A 9555-nucleotide genomic window follows, 5' to 3' on the forward strand; every position below is an offset into this window, starting at 1 on the left:
GCGTAGATCATGGTGGGCAAGGTGCTGACGAGCAGGAGCTCGATGACTCGGGGCTTCGTGAKCGCCAGGTAGGCCTTGGCTTTGCGGCCGAAGCCCATTCTTGCCGAGGCCGGGGAGGCGTTCAGCGGCGTATTTGTTGTGCTCACGGTGGCAGTCACTCTGTTCTGTCTGGGCAGTTCTGTCTGGCTGGCAGCCCCGGGTGGATGTCGCAACGCTTTTTGCTGCAGAACGGGCTCCGCGCGCAGCGCACGCCCGTGTCCTTGCCCCAGTCGAAGGCCACCACCCATCATACCGTGACGCTGCGCGCACCCGGCGCGCCGCAGGGCCCCAATGATTCGGGCGCGTTAACGCAGGCTCACGGACGCAATAACGCGCGGTGATTCATATAAGCGAAATCAGGTCCAATTGGTGAGATATACGCTGACCACCAAGTGGAATGGGACTAGGCTGTTCTTAGATCAGCGCACACGGGCACGCACCAACGCAATTGCCGAGTAATTGCCCGGCAATTGCCGAAACCGGCGGCTCTGCATCTGCGTCTGAATGATAGATCAACGTTTCGATKGTGAACGGCTGGTACGTACTGCAGCGGGCACCGAACTGTGCCCGGGGTGGGACCAAGCGTACCGCCGGCCGTCAKCACAGAGAGGGGCCCGGTTTTCGTGCCACATTTGGAAGAGCAAGAACTGTCATGGACTACCTTGGACCAGCGCGCCGTGGACACTGTCCGGGTGCTGGCCGCCGACGCGGTGGAGAAGGTGGGCAACGGCCACCCCGGTACCGCGATGAGCCTGGCCCCGGCCGCGTACCTTCTCTTCCAGAAGCTGATGCGCCACGACCYGAAGAACCCGGACTGGCTGGGCCGTGACCGGTTCATCCTTTCCCCGGGCCACACTTCCCTCACCCTGTACATCCAGCTGTTCCTTTCCGGCTACGGCCTGGAACTGAAGGACCTGGAAGCCCTGCGCACCTGGGGCTCCCTGACCCCGGGCCACCCGGAATACAAGCACACCGCCGGTGTGGAGAYCACCACCGGYCCGCTGSGCCAGGGCCTGGCCTCKGCGGTCGGCTTCGCCTACTCCCAGCGCCGGATGCGCGGCCTGTTCGACGCCGATGCCCCCGCCGGCGAGTCCCCGTTCGACCACACTGTGTGGGTCATCGCCTCCGACGGCGACCTCCAGGAAKGCGTCACGTCCGAGGCGTCCTCGCTCGCCGGGCACCAGGAACTGGGCAACCTCGTGGTGATCTACGACGAGAACCACATCTCGATCGAGGACGACACCGACGTCGCCTTCACCGAAGACGTGCTGGCCCGCTACGAGGCCTACGGCTGGCACACCCAGCGGGTCKACTGGACCCGCACGGGCGAATACRTCGAAGACGTCGCGGAACTGCATGCCGCCMTGCTGGCCGCGAAGGCCGAGACCGGCAAGCCCTCGATCATTTCGCTGCGCACCATCATCGGCTACCCGGCGCCGAAGAAGCAGAACACCGGCAAGATCCACGGCTCGGCCCTGGGCGGCGAGGAAGTCGCGGCCCTGAAGAAGGTCCTGGGCTTCGATCCGGAGCGCGCGTTCCAGGTCGACGAGGACGTCCTGGCCCACACCCGCGAGGCGCAGGCCCGCGGCGCCGAGGCCCGCACCGCTTGGCAGAGCAGCTTCGAGGCCTGGCAGTCCGCCAACCCGGAGAACGCCGCCCTGCTTGAGCGCATCGAAGCCAAGAAGCTGCCCGTCGAGCTCGACGCCGCCCTGCCGGTCTTCGAAGCCGGCAAGGACGTGTCCACCCGCGCCGCGTCCGGCAAGGTCCTGAACGCGATCGGCCCGGTCATGCCCGAGCTCTGGGGCGGTTCGGCGGACCTCGCCGAATCKAACAACACCACGATCGAAGGCTCGCCCTCGTTCATCCCGGCTTCACGCTCCACCGGGGCCTGGAAGGGCAACCCCTACGGCCGGGTGCTGCACTTCGGCATCCGCGAGCACGCCGCCGCGTCGATCGTGAACGGCATCAGCCTGCACGGCCGGACCCGGGCGTTCTCCGGCACGTTCCTGATCTTTTCCGACTACCAGCGCCCCGCGATCCGCCTCGGCGCCCTCATGGGCGTGCCGTCCCTGTACGTCTGGACGCACGACTCSATCGGCCTGGGCGAGGACGGCCCCACSCACCAGCCCGTGGAGCAGCTSGCCTCCCTCCGGGCGATTCCGGGCCTGGACGTCGTCCGCCCCGGCGACGCGAACGAGGTCGCCGCGGCGTGGAAGGTCATGCTGGAGAACCACGAGAACCCGGCCGGCATCGTCCTGACCCGGCAGAACATCCCCACGTACGCCCGCGGTGAAGGAGACGCCAGCGGCGACACCTTCGGTTCCACCGCCGGCGTGGCCAGGGGCGGGTACGTCCTCGCCGAAGCCTCCAAGGACGGGGCCACGGTCCCGGCCGACGTCATCMTGATCGGCACCGGCTCCGAAGTCCAGCTCGCCGTGGCCGCCCGTGAGGCCCTGCAGGCCGAGGGCATCGCCGCCCGGGTCGTGTCCATGCCCTGCGTGGAATGGTTCAACAAGCAGGATGCCGCCTACCGCGAAGCCGTCCTGCCGGCTGCCGTGAAGGCCCGCGTCTCCGTCGAGGCCGGCCTGGCCCTGGGTTGGAAGGAATTCGTCGGCGACGCCGGCCGCTCCATCAGCCTTGAGCACTTCGGCGCCTMCGCGGACTACAAGCGCCTCTTCCAGGAATTCGGCATTACCGCGGAGGCCGTCACCGCGGCCGCGAAGGACTCGCTCGCCARCGTCACAAACTGACCCACCCCCATGGTTCCGGGGGACGCTGTGCCCCCGGAACCCATCATTTCCAGGAGTTATGACATGACTACCCMCACCCAGCAGCTCTCCGACGCCGGCGTCTCGATCTGGCTTGACGACCTCTCCCGCGGCCGCCTGCAGACCGGTACCCTGCGCAAGCTCATCGAAGAGAAGAACGTCGTTGGCGTCACCACCAACCMGTCCATCTTCCACGMCGCCATCACCTCCGGCACGGACTACGACGCCGTCATCGCTGCCCAGGCCGCGGCCGGCTCCACCGTTGAAGAGGCCGTCTTCGAAATCACCACCACCGACGTCGCCGACGCCTGCGACCTCTTCGCTCCCGTTGCCGCCGCGACCAAGGGCGTCGACGGCCGCGTGTCCATCGAGGTGGACCCCCGCCTTGCCTGGGATACCGCCGGCACMATCGCCGAAGCGAAGCACCTGTACAAGAAGGTCAACAAGGACAACGTCCTGATCAAGATCCCGGCAACCCTGGAGGGCCTCGAAGCCATCACGGCCACTCTGGCCGAGGGCATCAGCGTCAACGTGACCCTGATCTTCTCGCTKGAACGCTACCGCGCCGTCATCAATGCCTTCCAGTCCGGCCTGGAACAGGCCAAGGGCAACGGCCACGACCTCTCCACGATCCACTCCGTCGCGTCCTTCTTCGTCTCCCGCGTCGACGCCGAAATCGACAAGCGCCTCGATGCCATCGGCACCGACGAGGCCAAGGCACTCAAGGGCAAGGCCGGCCTGGCCAACGCCCGCCTGGCGTACCAGGTMTACGAGGAGCTCTTCTCCACCGAACGCTGGGCCCTCCTGGCCGAGGCCGGTGCCCTGCCGCAGCGTCCGCTGTGGGCCTCCACCGGTGTGAAGKACCCGGCCTACCCGGACACCCTGTACGTCACCGAACTCGTCGCACCGGGCGTGGTCAACACCATGCCGGAGAAGACGCTGGACGCCACGTTCGACCACGGCGTGGTGACGGGCGACACCGTCACCCGCGGCTACGACGACGCCAATKCGACGCTGAACTCCCTCGACAACCTGGGGATCTCCTACAACGACGTCGTGGCACTGCTTGAGTCCGAAGGCCTGGACAAGTTCGTGGCCAGCTGGAAGGAACTCCTGGGCGACGTCGAAGGCGCCCTGGCCTCTGCACGGAAGGCTTCCTAACCCACCATGAGCACACTCAGCTACGACGCCACCGGCGCAGCCCGCMAGGCCCATGAACAGCACCTCCCCGCACTGCTGGAGGACCGCATTGCCACCCGGATCTTCGCGAAGGACCATACCCTGTGGGGTCCCGACGCCGAAGCCGAGTCGGCTGTCCGGCTGGGCTGGGTCGAGGCGGCCACCGTCTCCCAGCCCCTGGTCAGCGAGATCCTGGCACTCCGTGACGCACTGAAGGCCGACGGCGTGACGCGCATTGTCCTGTGCGGCATGGGCGGTTCCTCGCTGGCGCCTGAAGTCATTGCGGGCACCGCTGGCGTCGAGCTGACCGTGCTGGACAGCACCGACCCCGAACAGGTCAGTGCCGCCCTCGTGGACCGGCTGGCCGAAACCGCCATCGTTGTTTCGTCCAAGTCCGGCTCCACGGTGGAGACCGATTCGCAGCGCCGGATCTTCGAGCAGGCATTCACCGATGCCGGCATCGACGCGATGAGCCGCATCATCATCGTCACCGACCCGGGTTCGCCGCTGGACAAGGCGTCCCGTGAGGCCGGCTACCGCGCGGTGTTCAACGCCGACCCCAACGTCGGCGGCCGTTTCTCGGCGCTGACCGCGTTCGGGCTGGTCCCCTGCGGGCTGGCCGGCGTGGACATCCAGGCGTTCCTGGATGAGGCCGAAGAGGCCGCCGAGATCCTCAACGACGATTCGGAAGACAACATCGGCCTMGCCCTCGGCACGGCCCTGGGCGGGACCAGCCCGCTGCGCAACAAGATCGTCATCGCAGAGGACGGGTCCGGGATCGTGGGGTTCGCCGACTGGGCCGAACAGCTCATCGCCGAATCCACGGGCAAGCTGGGCACCGGCGTGCTGCCGGTCGTGGCCGGCCCCGCTTCCCCCGAAGCCACCCTGGGCGCACCGGATGTCCTGGTGATCCGGCTCGTTTCGGCGGATGCCGACGACGTGCAGCTCGGCGAGAACGAGGCTGCCATTGCCGGGGGCCTGGCGACGCAGATGATGGTGTGGGAATTCGCCACCGCGGTTRCCGGCCGGCTGCTGGGCATCAACCCGTTTGACCAGCCCGACGTCGAGGCCGCCAAGGTGGCCGCACGCGGCCTGCTGGACGCACAGCCGAAGCCGACGCCGGCGAACTTCACCGACGGCGCCATCGAGGTCCGCGGCGGCGAATGGCTGGGAGATGCCTCGACGGCCTCTGCCGCCGTGTCCGCGCTGCTGGCCCAGCTCGCAGAGGACAGCTACCTCAGTGTTCAGGCCTATTTCGACCGGCTCGCCTACGCAGGCTTCGACGGTGTCCGTGACCAGCTGGCGGCCCTGAGCCGGCGCCCGGTCACGTTCGGCTGGGGCCCGCGCTTCCTGCACTMGACGGGCCAGTTCCACAAGGGCGGACCCGCGATCGGCGTCTTCCTGCAGGTCACGGCCGCGTCCGCCATGGACCTGGCCATCCCGKACCGCCCGTTCACGTTCGGCGAGCTGATCTCGGCGCAGGCCGCCGGGGATGCCCAGGTCCTGTCCGAGCACGGCCGTCCGGTCCTCCGGCTGCACCTGACCGACCGGGCCGCGGGTGTGACGCAGCTCCAGGAGCTCGTCACGTCCCTTGCCGGCCAGGCAGCACCTTCCACCGAAAGCTAAGGCACCCACGCAACCATGCCAGAAACCTACAACGGCGGCAGGACCACGGCCGGCCGCGGGCGTAATCCGCTCCGCGACCCGCGTGACCGCCGTCTGAACCGTATTGCCGGGCCGTCATCGCTGGTCCTCTTCGGGGTGACCGGGGACCTCGCCMGGAAGAAGCTCATGCCGGCCGTGTATGACCTCGCCAACCGGGGCCTGTTGCMGCCGAGTTTCGCGCTGGTGGGCTTCGCCCGCCGGGAGTGGGAGAACGAGGACTTCGCCGCGGAGGTCAGGGAGTCCGTCAAGGCGTATGCCCGGACCCCGTTTGATGAAACGGTCTGGAAGCAGCTCTCCGAGGGCATCCGCTTCGTGCAGGGCGAGTTCGACGACGACGAGGCGTTCAAGCGGCTCTCGGAGACGATTGATGAGCTCGACGAGCAGCGCGGGACGCGGGGAAACCACGCGTTCTACCTCTCGATCCCGCCGAAGGCCTTCGAGCAGGTCTGCCGCCAGCTTTCCAAGCACKGCCTGGCCCAGGCCGAGGGTGATAAGTGGCGCCGGGTGGTGATCGAGAAGCCTTTCGGGCATGACCTCGAATCGGCCCGGCAGCTTAACGACATTGTCGAATCGGTGTTCCCGCCGGATTCCGTGTTCCGGATTGATCACTATCTGGGCAAGGAGACGGTGCAGAACATCCTGGCGCTGCGCTTCGCCAACCAGCTCTTCGAGCCGCTCYGGAACGCGAACTATGTGGACCATGTCCAGATCACCATGGCCGAGGACATCGGCACGGGCGGCCGGGCCGGGTACTACGACGGCGTGGGTGCGGCCCGCGACGTCATCCAGAACCACCTGCTGCAGCTGCTGGCCCTGACGGCCATGGAGGAACCGGTCTCCTTCAACGCGGACGACCTGCGCGCGGAGAAGGAGAAGGTGCTCTCGGCCGTCCGGCTCCCGCACGATCTCTCCACGCACTCGGCCCGCGGTCAGTTCACCGGTGGCTGGCAGGGCGGCGAGGAGGTCGTGGGCTACCTGGAGGAAGAGGGCATCCCGGCCGATTCGAAGACCGAGACGTTCGCCGCGATCCGGGTGGACATCAACACCCGGCGCTGGTCCGGTGTACCGTTCTACCTGCGCGCCGGCAAGCGCCTGGGGCGGCGGGTGACGGAAATCGCCGTCGTGTTCAAGCGCGCCCCGAACCTGCTGTTCACCGACCACGGCGAGGACGACTTCGGCCAGAACGCCGTGGTGATCCGGGTCCAGCCCGACGAGGGCGCCACGATCCGGTTCGGGTCCAAGGTCCCGKGCACCCAGATGGAGGTCCGCGACGTCACCATGGACTTCGGCTACGGGCACTCCTTCACCGAGTCCAGCCCGGAAGCCTACGAACGGCTCATCCTCGACGTGCTCCTGGGCGAACCTCCGCTGTTCCCGCGCCACGCCGAGGTCGAGCTGTCCTGGAAGATCCTTGACCCGTTCGAGGACTACTGGGCGTCCCTGGACGACCAGCCCGAGCCTTACCGGCCCGGCAGCTGGGGTCCCGCCTCAGCCGATGAACTCCTTGCCCGCGACGGACGAACCTGGAGAAGGCCATGATCGTAGATCTTCCCGACACCACCACCTCCAAGATTTCCAAGAAGATCATGGCCCTGCGCGAGCAGGGCGGMGTGATCGCCCTGGGCCGGGTCCTGACCCTTGTGGTCGTGACCCGCTCCGGGCTTGAGGAGGAGGCCATCGAGGCCGCCAATGAGGCCAGCCGGGAGCATCCGTGCCGGATTATCGTCCTCGCCGATGCCGGGGCCTCCGCCCCGACCCGGCTGGACKCCCAGATCCGGGTCGGCGGCGACGCCGGGGCCTCCGAGGTCATCCTGCTGCGCGGCTACGGCGAACTCGCCGAGGAAAGCGAATCCCTGGTCGCGGCCCTGCTGCTCCCGGACGCCCCGATCGTGGCCTGGTGGCCGCACGGGGCCCCGCGGAACGCGTGCCAGACCTCGATCGGGGGCATCGCGCACCGCCGGATCACCGACTCGGCCAACGAGGCGGATCCGGTCGCGGCGCTGGAGAACATCCGCCGCACCTACAAGGCCGGCGACACGGACCTGGCCTGGACGCGCCTGACCAACTGGCGCATCCAGCTGGCCGCGGTCCTGGACCAGGTCGACGACTCGCCGGTGACGGCGGTCGCCGTCGAGGGCGCCTCGGATTCACCCAGCACCATTCTGCTCGCGGCCTGGCTGACCCTGGCCCTGGACGCTCCCGTCACGATCGTCGCGGACCCCGCCGGCACCGGCATCCGGCGGGTCCGGCTGACCCGGACCGGCGGCGACGTCCAGCTCTTCCGGCCCGGACTGACCATCGCGGAGCTGACCCAGCCCGGCCAGCCGGCGCAGCGGATCTCCCTGCCGCGCCGCAGCCTCAAGGACTGCCTGGCAGAAGAGCTCCGCCGCCTGGACCCCGATGAAGTCTTCGGCGAAGTGATTACTATGGGACTGCCACGTACCAATCTAAGGAGTGTCCGTCCCAGTGAGCGCTGACCCCAGAGTAAGCATCCATCCTGACTMGACCGTCCTGATGGCTGCGATCGCCGCCCGCCTGATCACCAAGCTCGTGGACATCCAGGACCGGCACGGCGAGGCCACGGTGGTGCTTACCGGGGGCACAATGGGCATCGGTTCGCTCAGGGCCGTGGCCGAATCCCCGGCCGCGAAGGCCGTCGACTGGTCCAAGGTGAACTTCTGGTGGGGTGACGAGCGCTTTGTGCCGGCGGATGACGCCGAACGCAACGCCMGCCAGGCCCATGAGGCTCTCCTGTCCCGCATCCCGGTGGATCCGGCGCGGGTCCACGTGCCCGGTTCCACCGATGACTTCGGGAGCCCGGAGGAGGCTGCGGCGGATTATGCACGCCGCCTCGCCGCGGCTGCCGCCGCTGAGCACGCCGGGGACATGTCCGATGACCGGCCGGAACACCCGGGCCGGCTTCCGCGCCTGGACATTGTCCTCCTCGGCGTCGGACCGKACGCGCACGTCGCGTCGCTCTTTCCGGAGCAGGCCGGCATCCGGGAGAAGGAACTGACCGTCGTGGGGGTCCAGAACTCCCCCAAGCCGCCGCCGGGCCGGGTTTCCCTGACCCTGCCGGCCATCAATACGGCCTTAGAGGTGTGGATGGTGGTGGCCGGCGAGGACAAAGCCGGCGCCGTGGGCCTGGCCCTGGCCGGCGCCAATCCCGTCCAGGTTCCCGCGGCCGGGCCACGGGGCCGCCGGGAGACCTTGTGGCTCATTGACGAGAACGCGGCCTCACGGGTCCCCGAGCAGCTCGTCCGGAAKGGCCCGTCCGGCGCGTAGCCGTTCCAGCGCTCCAGCCAGTACGTCTTCGGCGTCCTGGCTGGAGCGCCGTTCTTTAACGTATTCCAGGTGGGTCTTGAACCCCTCCGTCGGCACGTCGTCCAGGGCGAACTTTGTTTCGTCGCGGGTTGCCGTGCCGCCGCAGCGCCGGCAGTCCCAGACTCCCGGGATCTGCTCCTCGGGGAGTTGGGCGAACACGAGCACGGTCTCATGGCCTTTGGCGCACCGGTAGGAGACACGAATACGGGGCTGGCGTGCGMCGGCCCCGTTCATTGGCTCGTGGCGGGGCKATGCCCCTTCKGTGGCGCCCACACGGATTCCCTTGAATCCGGAAGCAGAATGCAGCATCGGGAACTCCTGGCTACTCAGCTGGTGGATTGGTGCTTGCCAGCGACAGTGTAGTTCGAAGTTCCCGATGCCGGGAGGGCCTCAAGCCCCTTATGAAGTTCTCGAAAAAGACGTGCTAGGAATCGGTGCCTGTGCTGAACCGCATGATCAGGCCAAGGGCGATGATCACGACACCCCAGGTGACACCGAGGATGACCGTGAACCGGTTGAGGTTCCGCTCCGCGACACCCGAGGAACTCAGCCCCGAGCTCATGCCGCCGCCGAACATGTC

The 9555-nt window shown here is 67.8% G+C and carries 8 protein-coding genes and 1 pseudogene; 6 read left to right on the forward strand and 3 right to left on the reverse strand.

Features of this window, described 5'->3' with window-relative positions:
* Nucleotides 1-158 (reverse strand): annotated as a pseudogene (locus AC1DBQ_RS18830) (heme o synthase); the annotation flags it as partial.
* Nucleotides 159-671: 513 nt separating this feature from the next.
* On the opposite strand from AC1DBQ_RS18830, the gene tkt reads away from it, so the two are divergent.
* From tkt to pgl, 6 genes are all read left to right on the forward strand, one after another.
* Nucleotides 672-2789: a transketolase gene (tkt, locus tag AC1DBQ_RS18835; RefSeq protein WP_476929963.1), complete on the forward strand. Its 2118-nt coding sequence runs from the start codon at nucleotides 672-674 to the stop codon at nucleotides 2787-2789.
* Nucleotides 2790-2852: 63 nt separating this feature from the next.
* Entirely contained in the window at nucleotides 2853-3968 is a 1116-nt protein-coding gene (gene tal / locus AC1DBQ_RS18840) for a transaldolase (RefSeq protein WP_476929957.1), read from the forward strand.
* A 6-nt stretch (nucleotides 3969-3974) separates the two neighbouring features.
* The gene (locus AC1DBQ_RS18845; protein ID WP_476929958.1) at nucleotides 3975-5612 is read left to right on the forward strand and encodes a glucose-6-phosphate isomerase; all 1638 of its coding nucleotides are present in this window, start codon (nucleotides 3975-3977) and stop codon (nucleotides 5610-5612) included.
* A 15-nt stretch (nucleotides 5613-5627) separates the two neighbouring features.
* On the forward strand, nucleotides 5628-7190 hold the full coding sequence (zwf, locus tag AC1DBQ_RS18850; protein WP_476929959.1) for a glucose-6-phosphate dehydrogenase: 1563 nt from the start codon (nucleotides 5628-5630) through the stop codon (nucleotides 7188-7190).
* Nucleotides 7187-8128 carry a glucose-6-phosphate dehydrogenase assembly protein OpcA gene (locus tag AC1DBQ_RS18855; RefSeq protein ID WP_476929960.1) on the forward strand — a complete coding sequence of 314 codons (942 nt, stop codon included), beginning with the start codon at nucleotides 7187-7189 and terminating at the stop codon, nucleotides 8126-8128. Before zwf ends, AC1DBQ_RS18855 begins: the two co-directional genes overlap by 4 nt.
* The gene (pgl, locus tag AC1DBQ_RS18860) at nucleotides 8118-8936 is read left to right on the forward strand and encodes a 6-phosphogluconolactonase (protein ID WP_476929961.1); all 819 of its coding nucleotides are present in this window, start codon (nucleotides 8118-8120) and stop codon (nucleotides 8934-8936) included. The genes AC1DBQ_RS18855 and pgl overlap by 11 nt, the downstream gene beginning before the upstream one ends.
* Here the strand turns inward: pgl and AC1DBQ_RS18865 are convergent.
* Together AC1DBQ_RS18865 and secG are read right to left on the reverse strand one after the other, a co-directional pair.
* Nucleotides 8889-9209 (reverse strand): RNA polymerase-binding protein RbpA, encoded by a 321-nt coding sequence (locus AC1DBQ_RS18865; protein ID WP_476929962.1) that lies wholly within the window; start codon nucleotides 9207-9209, stop codon nucleotides 8889-8891. The two genes, pgl and AC1DBQ_RS18865, sit on opposite strands and share 48 nt — an antisense overlap.
* A gap of 190 nt (nucleotides 9210-9399) precedes the next feature.
* Nucleotides 9400-9555 (reverse strand): preprotein translocase subunit SecG (gene secG / locus AC1DBQ_RS18870; RefSeq protein WP_476929964.1); only part of this gene is annotated, 156 nt, incomplete at its 5' end.

The organism is Arthrobacter sp. 10T413_2 (genome assembly GCF_056394205.1).